21 protein-coding genes are annotated in these 26,284 nt (G+C 34.7%); 15 read left to right on the forward strand and 6 right to left on the reverse strand.

Translation table 11 applies throughout. From position 1 onward, the window contains the following. Positions 1-80 precede the first annotated feature (80 nt). From OZP12_RS07405 to ftsY, 5 genes are all read left to right on the forward strand, one after another. On the forward strand, positions 81-1,331 hold the full coding sequence (locus OZP12_RS07405; protein ID WP_281228407.1) for a CinA family nicotinamide mononucleotide deamidase-related protein: 1,251 nt from the start codon (positions 81-83) through the stop codon (positions 1,329-1,331). A gap of 74 nt (positions 1,332-1,405) precedes the next feature. Next, positions 1,406-1,642 carry a 50S ribosomal protein L28 gene (gene rpmB / locus OZP12_RS07410; protein WP_024980263.1) on the forward strand — a complete coding sequence of 79 codons (237 nt, stop codon included), beginning with the start codon at positions 1,406-1,408 and terminating at the stop codon, positions 1,640-1,642. A gap of 27 nt (positions 1,643-1,669) precedes the next feature. Then, positions 1,670-1,852: a 50S ribosomal protein L33 gene (rpmG, locus tag OZP12_RS07415; protein WP_035640032.1), complete on the forward strand. Its 183-nt coding sequence runs from the start codon at positions 1,670-1,672 to the stop codon at positions 1,850-1,852. Between the two features lie 72 nt (positions 1,853-1,924). Further along, on the forward strand, positions 1,925-2,077 hold the full coding sequence (locus OZP12_RS07420; RefSeq protein WP_100429907.1) for a DUF4295 domain-containing protein: 153 nt from the start codon (positions 1,925-1,927) through the stop codon (positions 2,075-2,077). A gap of 185 nt (positions 2,078-2,262) precedes the next feature. Next, entirely contained in the window at positions 2,263-3,243 is a 981-nt protein-coding gene (gene ftsY, locus OZP12_RS07425; protein WP_281228408.1) for a signal recognition particle-docking protein FtsY, read from the forward strand. A 187-nt stretch (positions 3,244-3,430) separates the two neighbouring features. Here ftsY and OZP12_RS07430 read toward each other — a convergent pair whose 3' ends face one another. Beyond that, positions 3,431-4,501: a serine hydrolase domain-containing protein gene (locus OZP12_RS07430; RefSeq protein WP_281228409.1), complete on the reverse strand. Its 1,071-nt coding sequence runs from the start codon at positions 4,499-4,501 to the stop codon at positions 3,431-3,433. Between the two features lie 155 nt (positions 4,502-4,656). Between OZP12_RS07430 and OZP12_RS07435 the strand changes: the two genes are divergently transcribed. The 3 genes from OZP12_RS07435 (at position 4,657) to OZP12_RS07445 (ending at position 9,136) form a co-directional block, all read left to right on the forward strand. After that, positions 4,657-5,100 (forward strand): lipocalin family protein, encoded by a 444-nt coding sequence (locus OZP12_RS07435; RefSeq protein ID WP_281228410.1) that lies wholly within the window; start codon positions 4,657-4,659, stop codon positions 5,098-5,100. Beyond that, a complete protein-coding gene (locus tag OZP12_RS07440) occupies positions 5,081-5,377 on the forward strand; it encodes a DciA family protein (RefSeq protein ID WP_281228411.1) in 297 nt (98 codons plus the stop codon). The genes OZP12_RS07435 and OZP12_RS07440 overlap by 20 nt, the downstream gene beginning before the upstream one ends. A gap of 366 nt (positions 5,378-5,743) precedes the next feature. Further along, positions 5,744-9,136 (forward strand): trifunctional glycoside hydrolase family 18/polysaccharide deacetylase/glycosyltransferase family 2 protein, encoded by a 3,393-nt coding sequence (locus OZP12_RS07445; protein WP_281228412.1) that lies wholly within the window; start codon positions 5,744-5,746, stop codon positions 9,134-9,136. Positions 9,137-9,242: 106 nt separating this feature from the next. Here the strand turns inward: OZP12_RS07445 and OZP12_RS07450 are convergent, their stop codons facing one another. The 3 genes from OZP12_RS07450 to bshC form a co-directional block, all read right to left on the reverse strand. Beyond that, positions 9,243-9,662: a nucleoside-diphosphate kinase gene (locus tag OZP12_RS07450; protein WP_281228413.1), complete on the reverse strand. Its 420-nt coding sequence runs from the start codon at positions 9,660-9,662 to the stop codon at positions 9,243-9,245. A gap of 278 nt (positions 9,663-9,940) precedes the next feature. Beyond that, positions 9,941-11,212, reverse strand: a complete 1,272-nt coding sequence (locus OZP12_RS07455; protein WP_281228414.1) for an acyltransferase family protein — start codon at positions 11,210-11,212, stop codon at positions 9,941-9,943. A gap of 92 nt (positions 11,213-11,304) precedes the next feature. After that, positions 11,305-12,897, reverse strand: coding sequence for a bacillithiol biosynthesis cysteine-adding enzyme BshC (bshC, locus tag OZP12_RS07460; protein WP_281228415.1), 1,593 nt, complete (start codon positions 12,895-12,897; stop codon positions 11,305-11,307). Positions 12,898-13,227: 330 nt separating this feature from the next. Here bshC and OZP12_RS07465 point away from each other — a divergent pair, with 330 nt between their 5' ends. The 4 genes from OZP12_RS07465 to OZP12_RS07480 all read left to right on the forward strand — a co-directional run bounded on the left by OZP12_RS07465 (position 13,228) and on the right by OZP12_RS07480 (position 16,970). Further along, positions 13,228-14,505 carry an MFS transporter gene (locus OZP12_RS07465; protein WP_281228416.1) on the forward strand — a complete coding sequence of 426 codons (1,278 nt, stop codon included), beginning with the start codon at positions 13,228-13,230 and terminating at the stop codon, positions 14,503-14,505. Between the two features lie 111 nt (positions 14,506-14,616). Then, entirely contained in the window at positions 14,617-14,871 is a 255-nt protein-coding gene (locus tag OZP12_RS07470; protein ID WP_281229032.1) for an autorepressor SdpR family transcription factor, read from the forward strand. A gap of 3 nt (positions 14,872-14,874) precedes the next feature. Beyond that, complete coding sequence (locus tag OZP12_RS07475; RefSeq protein ID WP_281228417.1) at positions 14,875-15,537, forward strand: SdpI family protein; 663 nt, start codon at positions 14,875-14,877, stop codon at positions 15,535-15,537. 56 nt (positions 15,538-15,593) lie between these two features. Then, positions 15,594-16,970 (forward strand): alpha/beta hydrolase family protein, encoded by a 1,377-nt coding sequence (locus OZP12_RS07480; RefSeq protein WP_281228418.1) that lies wholly within the window; start codon positions 15,594-15,596, stop codon positions 16,968-16,970. 38 nt (positions 16,971-17,008) lie between these two features. Here the strand turns inward: OZP12_RS07480 and OZP12_RS07485 are convergent, their stop codons facing one another. Further along, entirely contained in the window at positions 17,009-20,611 is a 3,603-nt protein-coding gene (locus tag OZP12_RS07485) for a DUF7948 domain-containing protein (RefSeq protein WP_281228419.1), read from the reverse strand. Between the two features lie 131 nt (positions 20,612-20,742). On the opposite strand from OZP12_RS07485, the gene OZP12_RS07490 reads away from it, so the two are divergent. Next, positions 20,743-22,959 (forward strand): B12-binding domain-containing radical SAM protein, encoded by a 2,217-nt coding sequence (locus tag OZP12_RS07490; protein ID WP_281228420.1) that lies wholly within the window; start codon positions 20,743-20,745, stop codon positions 22,957-22,959. 102 nt (positions 22,960-23,061) lie between these two features. Here the strand turns inward: OZP12_RS07490 and OZP12_RS07495 are convergent, their stop codons facing one another. After that, complete coding sequence (locus OZP12_RS07495; RefSeq protein ID WP_281228421.1) at positions 23,062-23,451, reverse strand: ankyrin repeat domain-containing protein; 390 nt, start codon at positions 23,449-23,451, stop codon at positions 23,062-23,064. A 576-nt stretch (positions 23,452-24,027) separates the two neighbouring features. Between OZP12_RS07495 and OZP12_RS07500 the strand changes: the two genes are divergently transcribed. Beyond that, positions 24,028-24,513 (forward strand): acyl-CoA carboxylase biotin carboxyl carrier protein subunit, encoded by a 486-nt coding sequence (locus OZP12_RS07500; RefSeq protein WP_281228422.1) that lies wholly within the window; start codon positions 24,028-24,030, stop codon positions 24,511-24,513. A gap of 85 nt (positions 24,514-24,598) precedes the next feature. After that, positions 24,599-26,038, forward strand: coding sequence for an acetyl-CoA carboxylase biotin carboxylase subunit (accC, locus tag OZP12_RS07505; protein ID WP_281228423.1), 1,440 nt, complete (start codon positions 24,599-24,601; stop codon positions 26,036-26,038). The last annotated feature ends 246 nt before the right edge of the window (positions 26,039-26,284 follow it).

A 26,284-nucleotide genomic window follows, 5' to 3' on the forward strand; every position in this document is an offset into this window, starting at 1 on the left:
TAAAACATAAAAATCTAACGGTTGTATGGAAGTACAATAGTTGGATTTTTTTATTTAGATAATAGAAGAAGTTTAAAAATATGAAAGCAGCCATAGTTACAATTGGAGATGAAATTCTGATTGGTCAAATTGTAGATACAAATTCTGGTTTTATAGCCAAATCATTGGATAGGATTGGTGTTGAGGTTCATGAAATGCTGTCTGTAAGTGATTCTCGAGAGCATATCTTAAATACCTTTTTAAAACTCCAAAATGAGGTGGATATTGTTGTGATTACGGGGGGATTAGGGCCAACCAAGGATGATATTACCAAGAAAACATTCTGTGATTATTTTGAAGATGAATTGGTTGTTGATGCTGCGGTTCTTGAACATGTAACCCAATTGATAGAAGGTTTTTATAAACGGCCTATTACTCAAATCAATAAGGATCAGGCGTTGGTTCCTTCTAAGTGTACTGTTCTTTATAATAAGGTTGGTACTGCTCCCGGGATGTGGATAAAAAAGGAAAATACTGTTTTTGTGTCATTGCCGGGTGTTCCTTTTGAAATGAAATATTTGGTTGAAAATGAAGTTATTCCTAAAATTGTTCAAGATTACAAGCGACCATATATTCTTCATAAAACGATCCTGACTTATGGACGTGGAGAAAGTGCAGTTGCCGAACAACTTGAAGAATGGGAAGATAATTTACCCGAATTTATAAAGTTAGCTTATTTGCCTTCGTATGGAAGGGTGAATTTGCGCCTTTCGGCGAGAGGAATTAATAGGGACTTGCTAGAAAAAGCTATAGAGGAGAATGTGTTTTCTTTGACTAAAATAATTGGGGATATTATTGTTGGTTTTGAGGAAGATGAAACCATACAAGTGATTTTGGGGAGAATGTTGTCTAAAAGAAATCTTACTTTATCAACTGCCGAAAGTTGCACCGGTGGAAAAATGGCTGAAATGATTGCTTCGGTTCCGGGGGCTTCCAATTATTTTAAAGGAAGTGTCGTGGCTTATGCAACAGAAGTGAAGATAAACGTTCTTGGAGTTTCTGAGGATTTAATTCTGGAACATTCTGTTGTAAGTGCAGAGGTTGCAAAAGCAATGGCTCTGAATGTGAAAAAGTTACTGAAAACGGATTATGCCATTGCGACGACCGGTAATGCCGGTCCGTCAAAAGGTGAGGCAGATGCTGGTGTGGGAACGGTTTATGTTGCTTTGGCTACGCCAAATGAAGTTTTGGTAGAAGGGTTTGATTTTGGCCAACCACGTGAAAAAGTGATAGATAGAGCTTCGGTAAAAGGGCTTGAAATATTACTGAAAGAAATTTCTAAAAAAGAGTAATAAATATTTTGGTAGATGGTTTATTTTTCTTTTCTTTGCACCCTGATTTTGAATAACGATAAAAGATAAGCATAATGTCAAGAGTTTGTGACCTTACAGGTAAAAGAGCGATGGTAGGAAATAACGTTTCTCACGCTATGAACAAAACTAAGAGAAAGTTTTCTGTGAACTTAGTTAAAAAGCGTTTTTATCTTCCAGAAGAAGATAGATGGATTACTCTTAGAGTAGCAGCATCTACGATAAAAACAATTAATAAAAATGGAATCGCTGCAGTTTTGAAAAAAGCGCAGTCAGAAGGGTTTATTAAATAATCTTTTCCAAAATAAATATATAGCAAGATGGCAAAGAAAGGAAATAGAATCCAGGTAATTTTAGAATGTACTGAGCACAAAGCATCAGGTGTTGCTGGAACTTCAAGATACATTACAACTAAGAACAAAAAAAATACTCCAGACAGATTAGAGATTAAAAAATTTAATCCAATCTTGAAAAGAGTTACTGTTCATAAAGAAATTAAATAATAATTAGAGATTTTATTAAAATCTAAAGTGGAAACATTTGAAGATTTATAAGACTCAAATAACATTTGAATCATGGCAAAGAAAACCGTAGCATCGTTACAAACATCTTCTAAGAGATTATCAAAAGCCATTAAAATGGTGAAATCTCCTGTAACTGGAGCATATACATTCGTAGAATCTATTATGGCTCCTGAAGAAGTTGATGAATTCTTGAAAAAGAAATAATAACTATTACAATTTATAGAAAAGCTACTTTCATTCGGAAGTAGCTTTTTTATTTTCTATATTTACATCTTGAAATTAAGATACTTTTTTAGGAATTTCTTTAAAGACAAATTACTCTGTTTTTAATTGATTTTTCTTGTTTAAGTTGATAAATGTAAATTCCAAACCGTAAAATTTCATTTTAAATGAGCTTTTTTAAAAAAATATTCTCTTCAGAGAAAAAAGACTCGAACTTTAGCCTAGAGGCGAAGCAATCATTAGACAAAGGTCTAGAAAAAACAAAAACCAGTTTCTTTTCCAAATTAACCAAAGCTGTGGCTGGAAAGTCAAAAGTGGATGATGATGTTTTGGATAATTTAGAGGAAGTCCTGGTTTCTTCGGATGTAGGAGTCGATACAACCCTTAAGATAATTAACCGAATTGAAAAAAGAGTAGAAGCTGACAAGTATCTTGGAACTGATGAGCTCAACCATATTTTGAGAGATGAGATTGCAGGATTACTATCGGAAACCAATACAGCTGACACTACAGAATTTGTAATACCTCAAAACACAAAACCTTATGTTTTAATGGTAGTTGGTGTTAATGGTGTGGGTAAAACAACTACAATTGGGAAATTGGCTTACCAATTCAAGAAGGCTGGTTTAAAAGTGGTTTTGGGTGCAGCCGATACTTTCCGTGCGGCAGCTATTGATCAATTGCAAATCTGGGCTGATAGAGTAGGTGTTCCTATTGTTCGTCAGGAAATGGGAAGTGATCCTGCTTCGGTTGCTTTTGATACCTTACAATCAGCGGTGGCTCAAAATGCAGATGTTGTTATTATTGATACAGCTGGGCGTTTACATAACAAAATTAACCTGATGAATGAGCTTTCAAAAGTAAAACGTGTAATGCAAAAAGTGGTTGGCGATGCACCACATGATGTAATGCTTGTTTTGGATGGTTCTACAGGACAAAATGCTTTCGAACAAGCTAAGCAATTTACTGCCGCTACCGAAGTAACTTCGCTTGCGGTTACCAAATTGGACGGAACAGCCAAAGGTGGTGTTGTTATTGGTATTTCAGATCAATTCCAGATTCCGGTTAAATATATTGGTGTTGGTGAAGGTATTGAAGACTTACAGGTTTTCAATAAGTACGAGTTTGTGGATAGTTTTTTTAAATAATTGACTGTTGTTTTTATGAAAAATTTTAGTCCTATCCACTTTTACTTTGTAAGTATTGTTGGTTTTGTATTAGCTAATGTCTTTAGAGGGAAAAGCATTCCTCTATATTATGCTTTACTTTTAATTGGCGTTATTTTCTTTGTTTTGGGCGTAATAAAAAGAGTTAAAAATAAATAGTAAAAAGCTTTTACTGATATAAAGCATTTATTTTTTTCCAAAGCGTGTCATCAAAATCGGATAGGGCGAGATTTACGTTATCGGCGGCATCTCCCATTCGGATAACTACCATTTTTTTGCTTGGAACGATATAGATTTTTTGATCGTTTTTACCCAAAGCCATAAACATATCGCTTGGTGCAGAAGGAATAATACTCCCTTGAAAAGTAAGCTGTGATTGTGGTAGATGATAATTGGCTTTACCGTTGAGCCACCACAAATAACCGTATCCTAAGTTGATATTTTGAGAAGTATTGGTGGCTTCATTAAAATAATTTTCGTTAAGGATTACGTTATTTTCCCATTTTCCTTTATTGTACATCAGTAATCCAAAACGGGCCATGCTTCTTGTGGTACTGTAGTAAACAATATTGTTGCCGGATGTAAACCACGTGCCATTCATTCCTATTTTATCTCTTAATTTGGCATTGAAGTAATTACTCCACGATTGCCCGCTTGCCTGTGCAATGACATCCTGTAATTTTACATATACATTGTGATATGCCCAGCGTGTTCCTGCATCTGCAACATAGGTAAGTGCTGCAGGGGAAACATCATCAGTACTGTCATCCAAGCCAGAAGTCATTGTCAATAGATGTTTACAGGTTATTAAATTCTCTTTGGCAAGTGGTATGCTTGTCCAGCCAGTTCCAATATATTGAGATACTTTATTGTTGATATTGATAAGGTTTTCTTGTTGTGCGATTCCGGTCATAGTAGATGTCAATGTTTTGCCAGCACTAGCCCAATACCAATTGGTAATGGCATCATGGCCATTAAAATAATTTTCCATAACAATACGACCGTTAACAAGGATAATGAAGCCTTTAGAATGTTTTAGTTCGAGATAATCCAATAGTGGTTGTACTGCAGATTGTTTCCACCCAAGACTTTCTAAGGTTTTGGTTTCCCAAGTGGTTCCTGAAAGCGGCGGAAAATATAAGGTTTCTGTAGGAGTTGGCGTAGGAGCAGGTTCGTTATTATCTGAAGAACAATTGATGCAGAAAAATGCAAAAACTATTAAAAGTATTGATTTAGACATGGTTGTGAAAGTTAGTTTTGGGTAAGACCAAAAATATGCAAAATAGTTTAGTGTGAAGGTGTTTTTTTATTTTCTTTGGAATTATAAAGTTTAACTTTGTCGCATTAATTAATGTGCTTTGATAGCAGGAATTAGCTTCTAAAAATAATTATTATATGAAAAAAGTATTTGGTGTTTTACTAGTTGCCCTTTTATTTTCGGGTTGTAAGCAAAAAATAACTCCAGCTGATGTTGCTAAAATCAACGGTTATTGGGAGATTGAAAAAGTGGTTTTTGATGATGGGCAAGAGAAGCAATATGGAATGAATGAGGCGTATGATTATTTTCAAATTGACAAAAATAATGTTGGAATACGAAAGAAAGTAGTACCACAATTGGATGGCACTTTTTTGGTAAACAATACGTTTGAAAATGTGAAAGTTAGATTTGCTGATGAGCATATTTATTTGGATTACAATACACCATATATGAAGTGGAGCGAGGAATTACTAACTTTGACAGACAAGGAATTAGTGGTTTTGAATGCTGAAAAAAAGGAATATCATTATAAAAAAACTGGACCTATAAATCTGACGGACGATGGCAAAAAGACTAAATGATCACAGCAGTGTAGGTGATGTTCTGAAGCAAATTATTGAGGTTAATAAATTGCAATCCGGAATGGATCAAATTGATGTGAGGGAAGCCTGGTGCAATTTGATGGGGAATGGAGTGAAAACGTATACTAAAAATGTTATTCTGAAAGGAACTACATTGTATGTTGAATTGACTTCATCGGTTTTGCGCGAGGAGTTAAGTCATGGTAAATCAAAGATTATTAAAATGATCAATGAAGAGTTGCGTAGAGATGTTGTGAAGGATGTAGTGCTGAGATAGTTTTTCAGTTTCATTTTAGAAAAAAATATAAAAAGCTTGAATGCATAATAATGTGTTCAGGCTTTTTTTTATGGTTTGTAATTGGCTTAATGTATTGGTAGTCTTTTTGTTAGTTGTTTTTTTTGGAAGTTTTCTTTTGTAATTTTATGGAATTAGGATTTTGGGAGCTAATCGCTGTATTTATTCTATATTCATTTTATCTTCATTTGTCATTTTTATATTTATCAAGAATTTTATTTATGAGGAAAATGTTTTTCTCTAGTTAAAATTGATTTGATATATCGAAATTCTCGGAATTTTTAGAATTTATAAGTTAAGTTTTTCGATTGGTTTTCTTTTCAATATTCGTTTAAAAGCAATAAGGATATGGATGATAAAAAACAAATATTTCAGACTGCGACAAAAAATCGCTGGAGAACTTTTCAATGGTCAAGCCGACTAATTTTGTTTCTTTTGATTTTAATGATTCCCATTTTTTATATCACTTTAAAAAGTGGGTTGAAACCAAAATTACCACTTCTGGCAAATAGTACTCAGATTGAACATAGTTTGGAAAATCCAGTAATTCCAAGAGATTTAAGCGCAAAGGAATTAAAAAAGTTCAAAGGGTTTGATTATTTTCTAAGAGCAAAATCAAAAGTCGAAAAACTGCAAAAACAACCAGAAACAACCAAAACTGCCGCAGAAATTCGCGCTGCCTTTTATGTTGACTGGGATCCGCAAAGTTTGTTTTCTCTTCAAAAAAATATCGACAAACTCAATATGGTGGTTCCGGAATGGTTTTTTATTGACCCGAAAACCGATTTGCTGAAAACTGAAATTGATACAGCAGCTTTGAAGATAATGAAGAAATCCAAAGTGAAAATCGTTCCATTAATTAATAACATCAACGAATCAATAGGAGAAGGCGATTTTGATGGAAATCTTATTCATCGAATTCTTCATGATAAGTCAAAAAAAGAAAGACTTATTAATGATATTGTTAAGACTTTAAATAAATACAAATTACAAGGAATAAATATTGATTTTGAGGAATTCAAAGAAAATAGTGATGAACCTATAATTGCTTTTCAGAAAGAGTTGTATGAAAAACTTCATCCACTTGGATATACGGTTACCCAAGATATAATGGCCAATGACGAAGATTTTAATATAAAAGAATTGTCAAAATACAATGATTATATGTTTTTGATGGTCTATGATGAACATTATGCAAGTAGTATTCCCGGCGATATCAGCAGCCAGAAATGGATTGAACGAGTTGTAGATAAAACCGCAAGAGAGATTCCGTCGAACAAAATCATTCTTTGTTTTGCGGGGTATGGCTACGATTGGCAGGAAAAAGACGAAGGAGAAACGATTACCTACGATGAGGCAATTGCTATGGCAAAGCAGTATAAAGCAACCATTAAGTTCAATGACAACAGTTACAACAATTCTTTCAGCTATACCGATATAAACGGTAAAAAACATCAGGTAAATTTTACCGATGCGGCTACCAATTTTAATACCATCCGATTTAGCGATGAATATGGTTTGGCTGGAACTGCTTTGTGGAGATTGGGCAGCGAAGATCAACGTTTGTGGAGTTATTATCAAAGGAGTTTGACCAACGAAAGCTTCAACAATAAGTCTTTTGATTTTAAGTCAATGGAGATTATTAATACCCGAATCGAGAGTCCTTCTTATATTGGAGACGGAGAAATTCTAAATGTTATCGCCGATCCTGAACCCGGAAAAATACATTTGGAAATCGATAAAGGTGATCACATTATTACCGAACAAAAGTATTTGGAATTGCCAACCAAATATGTCATTAGTAAATTCGGAAACGTGCACAAACAAGTCATTTTGACTTTTGATGATGGACCTGACCCAATCTATACACCACAAATTTTAGACATTCTGAAAAAAGAAAAAGTGCCGGCTGTATTTTTTGTTATAGGCCTTCAGGGTGAAGATAATATTCCTCTGTTGCAAAGAATTTATAATGAAGGACACGAAATTGGGAATCATACTTTTACCCATCCTAATATCGCATTAGTTAGTCCTGAACGGGCTTCATCAGAAATGGAAACAACCAGATTGTTAATCGAAGCCGTTACTGGAAGAAGCACTGTGCTTTTTCGGGCGCCTTATAATGCCGATGCCGAGCCAACAACGGAAACCGAATTAAAACCAATTGCGTTAAGTAAAGCGCAAAATTATTATACAGTCGGGGAAAGTATTGATCCAAACGATTGGGAAAAAGGAGTAACAGCCAATACTATTTACAAACGAATAGTAAAAGAATATGAGGCAAATCCTGAAAAAGGAATTATTCTGCTTCACGATGCCGGTGGAAACAGACAGGCGACAGTTGATGCCTTACCTCGAATTATCAAATATTTTAAAAGTAAAAATATTCAGTTTACAACGGTTCATCAATTATTAGGCAAGAAGAAAAACGAAATCATGCCTAAAGCAAAAGGCCCTTATTTAACGGTCGATAATATCATTTTTGATTTTGGTTATTGGTTAGGACATTTTATCATTGCCACATTTTGGGTTGCTATTTTGCTTGGTTTTCTGCGTATCGCATTAATGGCGATAATGGCTTTTACAAATAAATGGAGAAATTATAAATATCCGCCAGTTTATAAAGTAAATGAAGGAAATCCTAAAGTAAGCATTATTGTGCCTGCTTACAATGAGGAAATCAATGCGGTTAAAACCATTGAAAATTTACTTTGCCAGGATTATCCGGATTTTGATATTGTTTTTGTGGATGATGGTTCCAAAGACAAAACTTTTGAGATGGTAAGTACAGCTTTCAAAGATAATCCGAAAGTACAAGTGCATACCAAACCTAATGGAGGAAAAGCATCGGCATTGAATTACGGAATCAAATTGACGCAAAATGATTATGTTGTTTGTATTGATGCTGATACGCAACTGAAAAAAAATGCCATTTCGCAATTAATGAAAGGATTCACAATGCGGCTTAAAAATAATGCTGAAATTGGTGCAATAGCCGGAAATGTAAAAGTAGGAAACGAAAATACCATGCTTACCAAATGGCAGAGCATAGAATATACCACGGCACAGAATTTTGACCGAAGAGCTTTTGATTTGATTAATGGAATAACAGTTGTGCCAGGTGCAATTGGAGCGTTTAAGAAAGCTGCTATTGAAAAAGCTGGAGGCTTCACGACCGATACGCTTGCGGAGGACTGCGATTTGACTATTCGTATTTTGAGAAGCGATTATCGCATTATCAATTGCATTGAAGCTATTGCGGTAACCGAGGCTCCCGAGAGTTTGAAAGAGTTTATGAAGCAGCGTTTTAGATGGAGTTATGGTATCATGCAGGCTTTTTGGAAAAACCGTGATGCGTGTTTTAATCCTAGATACAGAGGATTGGGAATGGTCGCATTGCCGAATATTCTGATTTTTCAGATTGTGTTGCCGATATTTGCTCCTTTGGCTGATTTAGTGCTTATTTTGAGCTTAATATGGAATCATAACAATCCCGAAAGTCTTTATAAAATACTGATTTACTATCTCGTTTTTATGTTGGTTGACGTGTTGGTTAGTGTGATTGCCTTTATTTTTGAAAAAGAAAAATTGACCAAATTGTTTTGGTTAATCCCACAACGATTTGTTTACCGACAATTGATGTATGTGATTTTATTTAGGGCACTCAGAAAAGCTCTAAAAGGCGAAAGTCAAAGCTGGGGAGTGCTCACACGAACAGGAAATGTGGCTACAGTGAAATGATTTTTTAGGTGTACTATTTTAGAAACAAAAATCCCGTTTCGAATTAAACCGAAACGGGATTTTTTTATGTTTTTTTAATCTAAAATCTAAATTCAGAAATCTTAAATTAAAATTGCTCTCTTCCTGAAAAGTGGAATGCACTTTCGATAGCAGCGTTTTCGTCGCTGTCAGAACCGTGAACTGCATTTTCTCCGATAGAAGTTGCGTATGCTTTACGGATAGTACCTTCAGCAGCTTCAGCTGGGTTTGTAGCACCAATTAAAGTTCTGAAATCTTCAACTGCATTTTCTTTTTCCAAAATAGCGGCAACTATAGGACCACGAGACATGAATTCTACTAATTCTCCGTAGAAAGGTCTTTCTGCGTGAACTGCGTAAAATGCTTTAGCATCTGCAACAGTTAATTGAGTTAATTTCAAAGAAACGATTTTGAAACCACCGTTTGTGATCATTGCTAATATGTTTCCGATGTGTCCGTTTTGAACCGCATCAGGTTTAATCATTGTAAATGTTCTATTAGTCGCCATTTTTTTCTGTGTTTTAAAAATTTGTGCAAAAATATACTTTTTTTATCGAATGATTTTAGCAAATTGTCAATTTAGTGATGAAAATTTGTCATTATTGAGAGTTTAGGGACGTATAGGTCTTTTGGGATTATTGTATAAATGCAGATTGTTGATTTTTAGCCCTGACGGGAGTGGCATCCTGTGGTCCCGGGGTTCGGCGCAGATATAGCGGACGGCAGGAACAATGTTGATAGAAATGCAAATGTTCTGCTCCTAAAAACAATAAACAAACTTCGGATTTAAACTTTGAAATACATTTTCTTTTTGTAAAAATAGGCCAACAGCAACGACCATAAACCGGCATAAAGCAAGGCAAACACTAAGGAAGCTGTCATTGGGTTATCGAAATACGGGTGTATTCCAAAGGTGTAAAGGTAGTTTAAAAGATTGATTTTTTCATCGGGCGTTGATGGGTTTGGGAACGAAACCATAATCATTGCCTGTGGAATAATTTCGGACAGGAAGAATACTATCATTGGGTTTACGCCCCAAATCAGGAATAATTTGGTTCCTTTTTTATAATCTGAGATGTCGATACAATAGTATAAAAAGGAAAAGATAAATGTGCCCAATCCTGCTGTTAATAATACATAAGAACTGGTCCAAAGCGATTTGTTTATTGGGAAAACGATATTCCAAAGCAATGCCAAAATGGTTAGAGCGATTCCTGAAATTGCCATTTTTTTGGCTTTTTCCAATTTTGACAGAGGATTGTTGAGTAATTGTCCAACGAATAAACCGATAATTCCGGTTGCTATTGACGGAATGGTGCTGAGGATTCCTTCTGGATCCCATGTTTTGGTAGCTTCCCACATGTGTCCTTTTAGCAAAAGGTTGTCCACCCAAGCGGCAAGGTTGGTTTCTTTTTCAAGATTTGTGATTTCAAAGCCTGGAGCTGTAATAAGCGTCATGATTGCCCAATAACCAAGAAGTATTGCAATCGTAACCAATAATTGCGTTCTTTGACTGGTTTTTAGGTACAAAAGGGAGGCAACAAAATAAACAATCCCGATACGTTGTAAGACTCCAGGAAGCCTTACTATTTCGTAATCTTCGAAGTCGCCATAGGCTAAGATTAAATAGATTACCAAAATTGAAAGTGCCAAAATAGTTTTTGTTTTGGCATTGAAATTCCCCATCAAAGCGTATCCAACAGCAGCCGCTATAGCTAAACGACCAATCATTAAAGGAATTCCTTCCAGACCAAAGAGTTGTATTTTTCCAAAAAAGTTGAAAAAAATACCCAAACAAAACATCCGCAGCGAACGGGTCAGGATTTTGTTGAAGGTGGTTTCGTCATAAGTTTTAGTTGGCATTGCCAAAGGAATTGCCGCTCCCATAATGAAAATAAAAAAAGGGAAAACCAAATCGGTTGGAGTGCAACCATGCCATTCTGAGTGAAGTAATGGAGGATAAACGGTTGACCAACTACCAGGATTGTTGACAATGGTCATTAATAAAATGGTTAATCCTCTAAAAACATCAAGTGAAATAAGGCGGTCTTTGGTCATCTTTTTTAGTTGCTAAGTTTTTAAGCTTGTAAGTTACTAAGTTTTTTGAGATTTAATATCTCAGCGACTTAGTGACTTAGAATCTTAGTAGCTTAGAAAATAATTATATTAAAATTTTGTTCCAATGGTTTGAGTTCATTCATTAATTTGGGAATAAGTTGTTCTCCATTTTCCAAGTAGAATTCCGAAAAATTGGCTTGACGCTCCTGAAGACTTTGATTCGGGAACAATTCGTTTTGGAGGTCAATGATGCGTTGCAATTCGTCATGGAATTTTCTTTTTTGGGCAATGAGAAATCGTTTTTCCAAATTTTCCAATCCTTTGGTTTGTTTAACTTCCTGTGCTTTTACAGCTCCTAAGAACGATTTGTCGGTATGATTGGCAAGTTCTAAAAGTTTTTCGAATTGCTTTTGTAATGCTTCTTTTTGTTCGGAGAAATCAATTGGAAAATCTGAAAGTTTTTCAGTAATGCGATTGACTAAAGCTGCTTGCTTTGAAAATAAATCAGACCAAGTTAAGTTGAGTTTATTAGCTTTTTTGTTTTGCTTTTCGGTAGCCAAAAGAACAGAATTTCGTATCAGCAACATTGGGAAAGTCACTTTTGCGGAAGCGAAAAAAGATTTAAGTTCGAGCCAATAAGCAATTTCTCCACCACCGCCAATGTAACATAAATTAGGCAGAATCACTTCTTGGTATAAAGGACGCATGATTACGTTCGGACTGAATTTTTCGGGATTGCTTTCTAATAGTGCTAAGATTTCAGTTTCGGTAAACTCGATTTTAGTGTGGTTGACTTTGTAAATTCCGTTTTCCAGAATAATTCGCTCACGTAAATTATCTTCGATATAGAATAAATTGATTTCTCGTGGATTCACCTGAACAAAGTAATCGCTGAGTTTTTCGTTGGTTTCGTTTACTTTTTTGACTGCAGTCTGTTGAAGTAATTCTTCTTTTATATAAGGAATAAAACTGCACTTCAATTCGGCATTGTCTCCATCCAGAATAACTAATCCTGAATCGCCAAAAAGAGCGTTTGCTAAATATCTAGTGGCATCGGCAAGCTTATCGTGTTTTAGATACGAATCTTCAAATAACTTTTTGATAGTGTTGGCATTGTTGCTGTGCCCAATTTCAAGAGCAAATATTTCAAGGAATTCGTCCAAACCTTCAGTAGATAGTCGTCCAACAGGGCCGGAACTTTCTCTGTTCCAGTGGAATTTTTTCCCTTTGAAACAGAAATAATTGATTTCTTCAAAATCATGGTCTTCCGTCGCCATCCAATAAATTGGGACAAAATTATTTTCCGGATATTTTGCTTTTAATTCCTTGGTAAGATTAATGGTTGAAATGATTTTGTATAAAAAGTACAATGGGCCGCTGAACAAGTTTAATTGATGTCCAGTCGTAACCGTGAAAGTATTGTCATTATTTAAAAGCTCAATATTGTTTAAAGTTTCTTTGGAAACGTTCAATTCAGCATATTGACTTTTTAAGACATTAACTAAAGTTTGTCTTTTGTAATTGTCATTGAAATTGACTTTTTTTTCCTCGATTTGTTTTTCAAAGTTTTCGAGAGTAGGGAAATGGTTGTATAAGGGCTTTAATTCTGGTTTTTGATCTAAATAATCATGTATCAATTTGGAAAAATATCCTGAGGTTTGATAGCTGATACAGTCGGTAGGCATAATTTTAGATTTATTTTTTGATAGCTGTAAATTTAATGAAAATAAATAAAAGCAAGGGGTAAAAGCAAAGAGCAAAAGGCAAAATTCAAAAAGCAAACGGGAATGCATGGATTTTAAAAGGCATATTTTCTGATTTGTGTGATTTAAAGCAATAATTAATTCGTGAAAATTAGTGCAATTCGTGTTTGAAAAAGAGGTTTGATTTTAGTTGTCAATTTTGAATTTTTCACAATAAAGTCCTGTTTTAATAAATAAATGTTTGTTGCTTTAAAAAAATAGAAGCATTTTTACACCCAATTTTCTTAAAAATAAAATTAGATTAAAACCAGAATGAAAAATAAACCTAATCAGGTGAATTCTCTTAAGCATGTTCTTTTTGGAAGCTTAATAGGTACAACCATCGAATTTTTTGATTTTTATATTTACGCCAATGCTGCTGTGTTGGTTTTTCCTCAATTGTTTTTTCCGGGTGCCGATAGTACAAGTTCTACTTTAGAATCATTAGCTACTTTTTCCATAGCCTTTCTTGCAAGACCTTTAGGGTCGGCGGTTTTTGGTCATTATGGCGATAAGATTGGGCGGAAAGTAACGTTGGTTGTTGCTCTATTGACGATGGGTCTTTCGACAATAAGCATTGGTTTTTTACCAGGTTATGCTAGTATTGGGATTTTGGCACCTATTTTATTAATGCTTTGCCGATTTGGTCAGGGTGTTGGTTTAGGAGGCGAATGGGGTGGAGCCGTTTTATTGGCTATCGAAAATGCACCGCCAAACAAACGTGCCTGGTATGGAATGTTCCCGCAACTAGGAGCACCGATAGGCTTATTGTTGTCAGGAGGTACTTTTTTAGTTTTGACGGATTGTATGAGTAGTGCCGATTTTATGGATTATGGTTGGAGAATTCCTTTCCTTGCCAGTTCTCTTTTGGTGATTGTTGGTTTTTATATTCGATTAAAAATTACTGAAACTCCAGCTTTTGAAAATTCAAAAGAGGAACAAAAGGAAGTGAAAGTGCCTTTTGTAACTGTTTTTAAATTGTATAAAAATCAATTGATTTTTGGTACGTTGGCCGCTGTTACAACCTTCTTGGTGTTCTATTTAATGACTGTTTTTATGTTGAATTGGAATACTAAAGGTTTAGGGTTTTCTAATAGGGAAGCACTTTTAATTCAGTTGTTCTCAGTATTGTTTTTTGCTATTTTTATTCCAATTTCAGCCTTGGCAGCAGATAAAATTGGTCGCAGAAAAATGCTTATTTACACAACTATTGCAATAGCTATTTTTGGTTTCTTCTTTTCATTCTTTTTAACGACAAATAATATTGTACTGGTTACCACTTTTGTTTGTTTGGGAATGTCATTAATGGGATTCATATACGGACCGTTAGGCACCTTTTTATCTGAATTATTTCCAACAACCGTTCGTTATACAGGAGCTTCATTGACTTTTAATATGGCAGGGATTTTAGGTGCAGCTTTTGCACCAATGATCGCAATTAAGTTATCTGATCTTTATGGAATAGCTTCAGTGGGGATGTATCTTACTGCTGCAGCTTGTATTTCGCTAATTGCATTATTGGTAATTAGTAAGCAAGAACATAAATTTTAAAATTCATTTAAACACTATATAAAATGGGCAGCAAATTAAATTGTTGTCCATTTTTTTTGCAGATTAAAAAAGTATTTAGATATTTGTCTAAATATTTAAATGATTTAGATGATGAATGATGTATTTAAAGCATTGAATGATGCTACTCGGAGAGAGATTTTGGAGCTTTTGAAAGAGAAGGATTTGACTGCAGGAGAAATTGCAGATGCTTTTAATATTTCAAAACCCAGTATTTCGCATCATTTGGATATTTTAAAACGTGCCGATTTGATTACTGCCGAAAAATCGGGACAATTTATTTTCTATTCCATAAATACCACGATAATGGAAGATGTTTTACAATGGATTTTAACCTTTAAAAAATAAGTTATGAACTCAACTTTTAGGAAAGAACTTCCTATTATCGCACTTGTCTTAATGCCGTTTGCCTATTTGGCTTTTATTTGGAAAACATTACCGGAAAAAGTGCCTACTCATTGGAATTACAAAGGCGAAGTGGATCATTGGGGCGACAAGTTTTCCTTAATAGGAATGGTGTTTATGCTGCCGGTTTTAATGTATGTTTTATTGTTAGTTGTTCCAAAAATAGATCCCAAGAAAAGAATCGCTTTAATGGGTGGGAAGTTTTATCAATTAAGGTTTTTCCTTGTTTTATGCATGTCGATAATGGCTTTGTTTATCATTTTCATAACCAAGAATCCCTCTTTTTCGAGTCCAAATTTCATTTACATTCTGATCGGAATTTTATTTTTGGTTTTGGGAAATTATTTCAAAGTAATTCAACCCAATTATTTTATCGGGATTCGTACTCCTTGGACATTGGAAAATAATGAGGTTTGGAAAGCTACTCATAATTTTGCCGGAAAACTTTGGTTTATGGGAGGGCTTCTTATCGTATTGGGAGGATTGATTTTTCAAAATCCTTCGTTTGCTTTTGTGTTTATTTCCTTAGTTGTTGTTTTAGCTACTGTCCCAATGGTTTATTCCTATGTTAAGTTTAAGGAATTAGAGAAAAAAGATAAGAGTGTTTAAAAATCTGAGTTCATTTTTAAGATCAGTTATAGTTCATGATAATCAAATCAAATCAAATGATGAAAAAAGTAATTTTTGTAATGACAATTTTGTCTGCTTTTATAATGACAGGACAAGAAATCACAGGTCAATGGAATGGTATCATAAAAGTGCCGGGAAGTCAATTAAGAGTTGTGTTCAATATTACTAAATCCGAAAAGGGCTATAGTTCAACTATGGACAGTCCCGATCAAGGGGCAAAAGGAATTCCATTCACAAAGACCAGTTTTGAGAATTCTATTTTGAAATTAGAAATACCAAGCGCTCTAATTGTTTACGAAGGAAAGTTAGATGGTGATAATAATTTAGTTGGTGAATTTACGCAAAGAGGCCAAGTTTTTCCTTTGAATTTATCAAGAACAGCAGTTGAAAAAAAGGACATAGTAAGACCACAAGAGCCGCAAAAACCTTATCCATATTATTCTGAAGAAGTTACCTTCGAAAATAAAACCGATAAGAACGTTTTGGCAGGAACTTTGACTTTGCCCAAAAAACAAGGAAATTTTCCCGCTGTAATTTTGATAACCGGAAGTGGGCCGGAGAATAGGGATGAAGAGTTATTTGGTCACAAACCTTTTCTTGTTTTGGCTGATTATTTGACTAAAAAAGGAATTGCGGTGTTGCGATTTGATGATCGTGGTGTTGCAAAATCAACAGGTGATTTTAAAACAGCGACTACAATGGATTTTTCCCGTGATGTTCAGGCAGGAATTGATTTTTTGAAAACCAGAAAAGAAATTAATAAAACCAAAATAGGATTGATAGGACATAGTGAAGGAGGAGTGATAGCACCGATTGTAGCTGGAAATTCAAAGGATGTAGGTTTCATAGTTTTATTAGCCGGAACTGGAATTCGCGGGGATAAATTGATGCTTTTGCAAAAAGAAAAAATAGAGCGCCAAATGGGAGTTCCTGAAGGCGAAATCCAAAAAGGACAGGGAATTTTTAAGGGAGTGTATGATATAATTTTGGCATCGACCGCAAATGATGATAATCTAAAAATGAAAATCAATAGCTACTTCAAATCGCAATTTGGAAATAAAATGAGCGAGCAACAAATAAGTGGGTTAACTACTCAAATTACGAATCCCTGGATGTTTTATTTTCTGAAATTTGATCCGGCATCAGCTTTAGAAAAAGTGAAATGTCCTGTTTTGGCCATAAACGGTGATAAAGACCTTCAAGTTCAAGCTGATGTAAACTTGAATGCGATAAAAAAAGCACTCGCTAAAGGAGAAAATAAAAAAACAACGACCAAAGTATTGCCTAATTTGAATCATCTTTTTCAGGAATGTAAAACAGGTTTACCTACTGAATATGAAACAATTGAGCAAACCTTTTCACCAGTTGCCTTGGAGGAAATTTCAAGTTGGATTTTGAAGCAGGTAAAATAAAGAAAAGCCCAATTAAGGGCTTTATTTTTATGTCTATTTTATCTTTTTAAACTAAAGTGAGCTCTGAATTCAGCACCGCTAAATAGGGTTACTACAAACCAATAATCCGTTGAGGGCAAGAGTAGATTTTGATAGGTTCCATCCCAGGAAGTACCAGATATTAATTCTTTGATTAATTTTCCATAACGATCAAATATCTTGATGGTTGAATTTGGTGCCAAATAAGCAAAGTCAATTGTCCAATGATCATTGAATCCATCATTATTGGGTGTGAAGAATTTGGGATAGGGAAGTTCGTCAATAAGGTTGATACAATCACTAGCGGTTGCATTAAGAATATTTATAGCTACTGGGATTCGATCGCTTTCACAATTGTTTATAATCTGTGAAGCATAATATGTAATTCCGTTTGCAAGCAGAGTTGATTCTGTCAAACTTGTAGAAGAAGTGTTGCTATCGTACCATTTTATATTTTGTCCCGTAATATCAATATCCCTAATTAAAGCATTTTTTTGAATACAAAATGCCTGTGGGGAATCGGCTATCGGAATTTGAGTATCCTGAACTTTTACAGTAACAGCATATCTTTCACTTTCACAATTATTCAATGTTTGGGTTACATAATAAACACCATTTTGCAATATTGATTCTTGTAAATTATTTCCATTTACTGCCGAATTGTACCATTTTAGATTAGTCCCTGTAATATTGAGATTTGAAAAAGTGGCATTTTCATAGATGCAAAATTGTTGGTTATTATTTCCGGTTGGTAAAGGCGTAACATTAATTTGGATTAAAACGGCTGTTCTCGCACTTTCACATCCTACAGTTTGTGAGGCGTAGTAGGTTTTATTGTTTTCTAATAAAGTTGTATTTGACAAACTGGTAGTCGAAGAATTAGTGTCGTACCATTTTATATTTTGTCCTGATATTTGAATGTTGTTCAACATTGTATTTTGGTTTTTACAAAAGGCTTGATTAGCATTTGCCGTTGGAGCAGAAGGGGTGTTTACTATAGAAACAGTAATTCCAAATCTAGGACTTTCACAATTATTGATGGTTTGTGAAGCATAATAGGTTTTACCATTTTGCAAACTTGTTGTTTCGGCTAACAAAGTACCATTGTTTGCAGCATCATACCATTTTATTGAACTTCCTGTAACTAGGATATTTGCAATTGTTGCATTTTGATTAGAACAAAAAGTTTGATTTGTATTTCCTGTTGGAGAAGCTGTATTAGCAACTACAACATTGATTTTTTTGGTGTCATCACAACTACCAGTTCCTGTGATTAGGCAACTATATTCTCCACTATTAATTGTAGTAGCATTTGGTATCGTTGGGTTTTGATCCGTTGATATGAACCCATTTGGCCCTGTCCAAGAATAATTTGTTCCACCTGATGCTTTAAGTTCTAAGGAATTTCCATTACATATCGGTGAGTTACTTGTTGCTGAAGTGGTTGATTCACAGTCTTTAAATTTTATTAGAAAAGTATCATATGTGCCTTTAAGTTGCGTCTGAAAGGCATTAGGAGTTGCTATGTCTGTGCTACTATAAGTCCAACCAGAAAGATAAAAAATGCCATTTTTATCATAGGAAATATCTCCTGAATAATTAGAGGATGACCCTCCATAATATGTTCCCCAGACTCTTTCACCGTTCGGTCTAAATTTGACTATATACAGATTGCTATATCCTTTTAAATTTTCCTGAAAAGAACCAATTGTCGAAATGTTATTGGAACTTGTTCCGCTGCTATATAAATAAATTGAGTTGTTTTCATCAATAGCTACTGAATTTTTGCCCCAATGGCCATCAAACCCTTCGCCTCCATAAAATGTACTCCAGATTAGATTTCCTTTATTAGTGAATTTTGCTAAATAAGAATCATATTGACCATTGTTGTTTGCTTGAAAAGAATTTGTTTTTCCAATATCATCGGTGCTTCTAGTGTAACCAGAAATTATAAAATTATCTTCTTTGTCAATTAATATTTGAGAATTAACATCGTAATCTAATCCACCATAATAAGTTCCAAATAACCTTTCTCCATTAGTATTAAATTTTACAACAAAAGTGTCATTCCACAATATGGTTTTGTAATTAAATGTTTCTCTATAGGATCCTGGGGTTGAAATTCCCTGAAAACTACTAGTTGTTCCAGAACAAAAAATATTATTATTTGAATCAATATCAACTGAAAAAAAATTATCTAGTCCATCTCCTCCGTAATAAGTTGCCCATATTCTTACTCCATTTTCATTAAATTTAGCTAAAAAACCATCTTCTCCAGAATTATTAACGTAAGTATTTGCTGTGGGTTTGAAACTATTTGGTGTTGCAATATCGCTTACACTCTGGGTATATCCCGTCACAATTATGTTTTGATTGTGGTCAACTTTAATGCTAGTAATTTGGTCTATACCTCCTCCTCCATAATAAGTTCCCCATATTCTATGACCATTTGAGTCGAATTTAACTATCATACCATCATACCAATTGTTGTAATTTTGCTGATGTGAACCAGATGTAGAAATGTTATTTGTACTGCCAGTTTGCCCTGCGGCATAAATATTGTTATATGTGTCAAAATCTAAAGCTCTAAATATATCTCTATGTGATTCTCCATAATAGGTGCTCCAGATTCTCTGGCCATCCGAATCAAATTTTGCAATAAAGCCATCTTCATTGGAAATAAAGTTTGGTTGATAACTTCCACTAGTTGAAATATTTGTTAAACTGGTGGTATACCCTCCGATATAAACAAATTGATTATTTGTCTTAACGATTCCGTTAAAATTATTCTCTTCTCCATCTCCCCCATAATAAGTCCCCCACAATCTTGTAGGCACCGGATCAATAATTACAGTTTTATCTGAAACCTGATTGGAAGTTTCGAATCCATAAATATTATTCTTAATTTTTCGATACGCAATAGTTATCTCTTTCTTTTTGGCTTCATCTTCAACCCAACTGGCAGGCAGCGTTTCCTCCATTTTTCCAAAACGAACATCCATTTGGATTTTGTTGTCAACTAAATCTGTTTGAGCTCCACTAAATTTTAATTGAATATCAGAAACTTTTCCTTTAGGATAAATCACAAAATTATATTCAACGACTTTTTTAGGATCATTCGGAATTGAAAAAACAATATCAATATTTGGGTAAATGTTTTTATAGGTTATTTGTTTGTATTGATAAATTCCAGTAATTCCTTCGGGTTTATTTGGAACATTATAATAGTTGTCAAAATCTGTAGATTTTTGATCTGTAACCAATTCTACTTTTGGATTTGAGTTTACAAAGTCGATATCAATTCTGTGATATAAGTATTCTAAACTATATTTTTGTTCCTCGTTTTTATCTTTTTCAGGAATCTGATAGGGTAGTGTTTTAGCTGTTTTTGAAGGTGTGATAGGACTTTTTTTTACTTCGTATATATCATATGAAAATCCATTTTTCTTTAACTGAACATTTAGCCCACTAGAGTTCAAAAGATATTTTACAGCATTGTTGGGTTTGCCTTTTTGATCAATAATTTGCCCCTTGTTTTCTTTAAAACCTGTAGATTGGTTTTTGCTTTGAGAAAACAGTTGTAAAGCGATAAAGAAAAATATAAGAAGTAATTTATATTTCATTTGAATAATTTGGGTTTTGACAAATGTAATTAAATATCTACAAGACAAAATAAAAAATTAAATGTTGACCAGAAAAATCTTTTCCAAAAAAAGATTATAAATATCCCTTATTTTTGCAGAAAATATTTCTCTTGAAACCAAAGCTTTTCCTCATCACACCGCCTTTTACCCAACTGAATACTCCGTATCCGGCAACTGCGTACATAAAGGGTTTTTTGAATACTAAAAACATCGAATCGGTTCAGGCGGATTTGGGTATTGATGTGATATTGGAATTGTTCTCAAAAGAAGGATTAGAAGCTATTTTTAGTCAGACTACAATAAGCGATAAACCAAAAACAACAAATGCCCAAAGAATTTTTGCCTTAAAAGACGAATACATCAAAACCATCGATTCGGTTATTGCTTTTTTGCAGGGAAAAAATCCAACATTGGCACTTCAAATTTGTCAGGAGGATTTCTTGCCCGAAGCTTCTCGTTTTGCTCAGTTGGAAGAATTGGATTGGGCTTTTGGAACAATGGGAACACAGGACAAAGCAAAGCATTTGGCAACTTTGTATCTCGAAGATATTTCGGATTTTATCGTGGAATGCATCGATGAAAATTTTGGCTTCAGCCGCTATGCGGAACGTCTTGGTCGGAGTGCCAATTCTTTTGATGAATTGTATGAAGCCTTGCAACAGGAACCAACTTATATTGATTCGATTCTGCTTTCGATTTTAAAGGAAAAAATAGAAAATATTCAGCCGACATTATTCTTGATTTCGGTTCCATTTCCGGGAAATTTATACAGTGCTTTCCGCTCTGCACAATGGGTAAAAAAGCATTACCCAAATATAAAAATATCAATGGGCGGCGGTTTCCCAAATACCGAATTGCGTTCGCTCTCGGATCCTCGGGTTTTTGAGTTTTTTGATTATATCACTTTGGATGATGGCGAAACGCCAATAGAATTGTTATGCAATTTGGTATCGAATCCTGCTCCTTTGGAGGGGCTAGGGGAGTTTAAAAGGACTTTTCTGTTAGAAGATGGAAAAGTAGTTTATAAAAACAATTCCACTCAACCGGATTACAAACAATCCCAAGTGGGAACACCGGATTATTCGGATTTATCGTTGGATAAATACATTTCGGTTATCGAAATTGTAAATCCGATGCACCGAATGTGGAGTGACGGACGCTGGAACAAACTTACGATGGCGCACGGCTGTTATTGGGGAAAATGTACTTTCTGCGACATTTCTCTGGATTATATCAAGTTGTATGAACCTGTCGCGGCGAGTTTGCTTTGCGACCGAATGGAGGAAATGATTGTCCAAACTGGAGAAACCGGTTTTCATTATGTTGACGAAGCTGCGCCTCCTGCTTTGATGCGGGCTTTGGCACTCGAAATCCTTCGCAGGAAATTATCGGTTACCTGGTGGACAAACATTCGTTTCGAAAAAAGTTTTACGGCCGATTTGTGTTTGCTATTAAAAGCTTCTGGTTGTATTGCCGTTTCTGGCGGACTCGAAGTAGCTTCGGACAGATTGCTGAAACTAATTGACAAAGGTGTTACGGTAGAGCAAGTGGCCAAAGTTACCCGTAATTTTACCGAAGCGGGCATTATGGTACACGCTTATTTGATGTATGGTTATCCAACCCAAACGGTTCAGGAAACGGTGGATAGCCTTGAAATGGTACGTCAATTGTTTGAAGCAGGCGTTTTGCAATCGGGGTTTTGGCATCAATTTGCGATGACGGCTCACAGTCCGGTGGGAATGTTTCCGGAGCAGTATGGAGCTGTTCCAACTTCCCCTCCTTTGGAGGGGCTAGGGGTGGTTTTTGCCAATAACGATATACAATTTATAGATTCAACAGGAATCGACCACGATAAATTCAGTTTTGGATTGAAGAAATCGCTGTTCAATTATATGCACGGAATCTGTTTTGATTATGACTTGCAGGAATGGTTCGATTTCAAAATTCCAAAGAGCAAAATTGGTCCCGATTTTATTTATGATGCACTTCAGAAAGATGCCAATTTTAATATTAAGCCTACTGCCAAAATTGTTTGGTTAGGCGGAAAACCTACTGTTGAACATTTCACCAAATCAAAAAAAGGTAACTCATGGGAAATGTTGTCTTTAACTTTTCATGACAAAAAGGAAAGTTTTACGATTCAAACTTCAAAAAATGAAGGCGAATGGCTTGTCGAAATACTTCAAAAAATCTCGATTTCAAACGTGAAAACTTATTCTTTTCAGGAAATAAAAGCCGATTTTGAAAAGCAATCGGAAGACTTCGAGTTGTTTTGGTATTCGAAACCTGTAAACACTTTGAGGGAATTTGGATTGTTGGTTTTATAATGTCCAAAAATAAAATCGTCCCCAATAATTTTCAAAAAATGAATTTTATTGAGGACGATAAGGATTTGGGGCAAACTTAGGTGCGTGCTTGGTTAAAATTGGTTATTTATGGTTTTTTAAAATTTCAATTGATTCGGTAGCATTTGAAAGTTCAGCATATTTCAAGGCAGTAAATCCGTTAGAATCTTTTTCGTTGATTTTTACTTTGCAATTTTCAATAAGATATTTAACAATTTCTACTTTGTTGCTACGGGCAGCAATCATCAAAGGGGTTAACCCGTTAGATTTTTGATTTACATCCACTCCGTATTCGATGAATTTTTTAACTACTTCAACATCTCCTTTGATGATAGCTTGACACAATGGTGTTACATCATCATCGTATGCTACAGTTGCGAATTCATTTTTTGCAGTTGGAATATTGTTTGAAGCTGTTGAAACAGTAATGAAAGAAAGTAAAGCAATTCCTAAAAAAAAGATTGAATTTTTCATGATATTATGATTTAAATTTATATTGTTTTTTATTTAAAAACCGTTGTTTTATTTTGTATTCTAAAAGTAGTCAAAAAAGAGAATTGAATAAAAAAAATATACTTTAAAAATGATTTTTATATTTTATTGATTGTTTTTTATAAATTCATTGAAGTATTGTCAAATAAAATGAAATTGCAAATATGTTAAAATTAATAAAAAAGTGTTTTTTTAACATTTATCACAATGCCTTTTTCGGTATAATTATATCGATTTAGTCGATAAGAGAATAATTTGATTGAAATAAACGTCAGCGGAGAGCAAAAAGTGCAATAATTTGATCTTATTCGATCCTAATTTGTATGGTCATAAGGTCGTTTTTTGAGTCTAATTTATCAGATAATAACACTAAATAATAATTGCAATGACTACTGAATTTTGCGCAAAAAGATTGATTATAGATATTGTTTTTATTGAAATCATTTCCTTTTTTTTGAAATGGAAGTTTTTTATTTGCTTCTAAATCAATCTTATTTTTATAATTTTTTTCACGAAAACGTTTTCTTTCCTATTTTTACTAAGCTAAAAAGAAAAAGAATGGGTTCGAACTACAAAGTAACCGTAAACGATGCTTTCCATTTTGATTTTGAAAAAGAAAGCGTTTCCAAATTGGATGCAATACCTACAGAGGTAAATGAATTTCATGTCCTGCATCAAAACACGCCTTATAAAGCGGAAATCATCTCTTCGGATTTTAATCATAAACGCTATACAGTGAAGGTGAATAATACCGATTATACTGTTTCTATTGCCAACGCGTTGGATATTTTGATCAAGGAAATGGGATTTGAAATTGGATCGGCTAAACAGGTCAATGCGATCAAAGCACCAATGCCGGGGCTTATTTTGGAAATCAATGTCGTTGCAGGACAAACCGTCAAGGAGAATGACAATTTGATTATTTTGAGTGCGATGAAAATGGAGAATAGTTTTCTTTCGCCTCGTGACGGGGTTATCAAATCTATCTCGGTGAGTAAGGGCGATGCGGTGGAAAAAGGTCAGTTGTTAATTGAGTTTGAGTAAGGAGAATAGAAAATTAAGCTGTTTATTTTTCAGCCTTTTGAAAAATCTATATTCTCTACTCTATTATTCTTTATAATTGTAAAATATGAAAAAAATACTGGTTGCCAATAGAGGGGAAATTGCCATTAGGGTGATGAAAACTGCGCAAAAAATGGGGATTAAAACCGTTGCCGTTTATTCGACTGTGGATAGAAACGCCCCGCATGTGAAATTTGCTGATGAAGCGGTTTGGATTGGGGAAGCTCCTTCGAGCCAATCGTATTTGATGGGAAGTAAAATTATTGAGGTGGCAAAATCTTTGAATGTAGATGCGATTCATCCGGGATACGGATTCCTGAGTGAGAATGCAGAATTTGCCGAAGAAGTAGATAAAAACAACCTCATTTTTATTGGTCCAAAATCAAAGGCTATAAAAATGATGGGAAGTAAACTGGCTGCCAAAGATGCCGTAAAAGCTTATAATATCCCAATGGTTCCCGGTATTGACCAAGTGATTACCGATATCGAAAAAGCAAAACAGGCTGCCACTGCAATTGGTTTTCCTATTTTGATAAAAGCTTCGGCGGGTGGTGGAGGAAAAGGAATGCGAGTGGTGGAAAACGAAGCTGATTTTGAATCGCAAATGAATCGTGCCATAAGCGAAGCAATGGCTGCTTTTGGAGATGGATCGGTTTTTATAGAAAAATATGTGGCATCACCGCGTCATATCGAAATTCAGGTGATGGCGGACAGTCACGGCAATTTTTTATATTTTTTTGAAAGGGAATGCAGTATTCAGCGTCGTCACCAAAAAGTGGTAGAAGAAGCACCTTCGGCAGTTTTAACACCTGAATTGCGTAAAAAAATGGGTGAGGCAGCTGTTTTGGTGGCTAAATCTTGTGATTATTTGGGAGCGGGAACAGTGGAGTTTTTATTGGACGAAAATAATAATTTCTATTTCCTCGAAATGAATACTCGTTTGCAAGTAGAGCACCCCGTTACGGAATTGATTACAGGAACTGATTTAGTTGAATTGCAGATTAGAATTGCAAGGGGAGAAGAATTGACCATAAAACAAGAAGATTTGCATATAAAAGGCCATGCACTTGAATTGCGTGTTTATGCCGAAGATCCTATGAATGATTTCCTGCCGAGTGTAGGACATTTGGATGTTTATCAATTGCCTGTTGGCGAAGGGATTCGCGTGGACAACGGTTTTGATCAGGGTATGGACATCCCGATTTATTACGATCCGATGTTGGCGAAATTAATCACTTATGGGAAAACTCGTGAAGAAGCGATTCAGTTGATGATTAAAGCGATCGAAAATTACCGTGTGGAAGGAGTTCAGACGACTTTGCCTTTCGGGAAATTTGTTTTCGGACACGAGGCCTTTCGTTCGGGGAAATTCGACACGCATTTTGTTAAGAAATATTACAATGCAGATGTGTTGAAAAACCAAATGGCTCAGGAAGCGGAGATTGCAGCTTTGATCGCATTGAAACAATATTTTGAAGATCAAAAGATCGTTCGCTTACCGAATTGAAAAATTAGTTTGAATTATAAAAATTAATTTGAACCATTAAGATATTAAGTCTCATTAAGAAAAAGTGAAACTTAATTTTCTTAATCTCTTAATGGTTTTAAAAAAAAGGAATGAATGTTTATTTTGCTTTGGCCAAAAGAAAAGAATTGGTAAAAATGGGGGTTAAATGGATAACCATTAAGTTATTAAGTTTCATTAAGGAAGTCAAAACTTAATTTTCTTAATCTCTTAATGGTTCAAAAAAAG

This window comes from Flavobacterium aquiphilum, assembly GCF_027111335.1.
Taxonomy (GTDB): Bacteria; Bacteroidota; Bacteroidia; order Flavobacteriales; family Flavobacteriaceae; genus Flavobacterium; species Flavobacterium aquiphilum.

Coding starts and splice junctions, on each gene's coding strand:
- OZP12_RS07405 (WP_281228407.1), top strand. CDS start 81: ATGAAAGCAGCCATAGTTACAATTGGAGATGAAATTCTGATTGGTCAA.
- rpmB (WP_024980263.1), top strand. CDS start 1,406: ATGTCAAGAGTTTGTGACCTTACAGGTAAAAGAGCGATGGTAGGAAAT.
- rpmG (WP_035640032.1), top strand. CDS start 1,670: ATGGCAAAGAAAGGAAATAGAATCCAGGTAATTTTAGAATGTACTGAG.
- OZP12_RS07420 (WP_100429907.1), top strand. CDS start 1,925: ATGGCAAAGAAAACCGTAGCATCGTTACAAACATCTTCTAAGAGATTA.
- ftsY (WP_281228408.1), top strand. CDS start 2,263: ATGAGCTTTTTTAAAAAAATATTCTCTTCAGAGAAAAAAGACTCGAAC.
- OZP12_RS07430 (WP_281228409.1), bottom strand. CDS start 4,501: ATGTCTAAATCAATACTTTTAATAGTTTTTGCATTTTTCTGCATCAAT.
- OZP12_RS07435 (WP_281228410.1), top strand. CDS start 4,657: ATGAAAAAAGTATTTGGTGTTTTACTAGTTGCCCTTTTATTTTCGGGT.
- OZP12_RS07440 (WP_281228411.1), top strand. CDS start 5,081: ATGGCAAAAAGACTAAATGATCACAGCAGTGTAGGTGATGTTCTGAAG.
- OZP12_RS07445 (WP_281228412.1), top strand. CDS start 5,744: ATGGATGATAAAAAACAAATATTTCAGACTGCGACAAAAAATCGCTGG.
- OZP12_RS07450 (WP_281228413.1), bottom strand. CDS start 9,662: ATGGCGACTAATAGAACATTTACAATGATTAAACCTGATGCGGTTCAA.
- OZP12_RS07455 (WP_281228414.1), bottom strand. CDS start 11,212: ATGACCAAAGACCGCCTTATTTCACTTGATGTTTTTAGAGGATTAACC.
- bshC (WP_281228415.1), bottom strand. CDS start 12,897: ATGCCTACCGACTGTATCAGCTATCAAACCTCAGGATATTTTTCCAAA.
- OZP12_RS07465 (WP_281228416.1), top strand. CDS start 13,228: ATGAAAAATAAACCTAATCAGGTGAATTCTCTTAAGCATGTTCTTTTT.
- OZP12_RS07470 (WP_281229032.1), top strand. CDS start 14,617: ATGAATGATGTATTTAAAGCATTGAATGATGCTACTCGGAGAGAGATT.
- OZP12_RS07475 (WP_281228417.1), top strand. CDS start 14,875: ATGAACTCAACTTTTAGGAAAGAACTTCCTATTATCGCACTTGTCTTA.
- OZP12_RS07480 (WP_281228418.1), top strand. CDS start 15,594: ATGATGAAAAAAGTAATTTTTGTAATGACAATTTTGTCTGCTTTTATA.
- OZP12_RS07485 (WP_281228419.1), bottom strand. CDS start 20,611: ATGAAATATAAATTACTTCTTATATTTTTCTTTATCGCTTTACAACTG.
- OZP12_RS07495 (WP_281228421.1), bottom strand. CDS start 23,451: ATGAAAAATTCAATCTTTTTTTTAGGAATTGCTTTACTTTCTTTCATT.
- OZP12_RS07500 (WP_281228422.1), top strand. CDS start 24,028: ATGGGTTCGAACTACAAAGTAACCGTAAACGATGCTTTCCATTTTGAT.
- accC (WP_281228423.1), top strand. CDS start 24,599: ATGAAAAAAATACTGGTTGCCAATAGAGGGGAAATTGCCATTAGGGTG.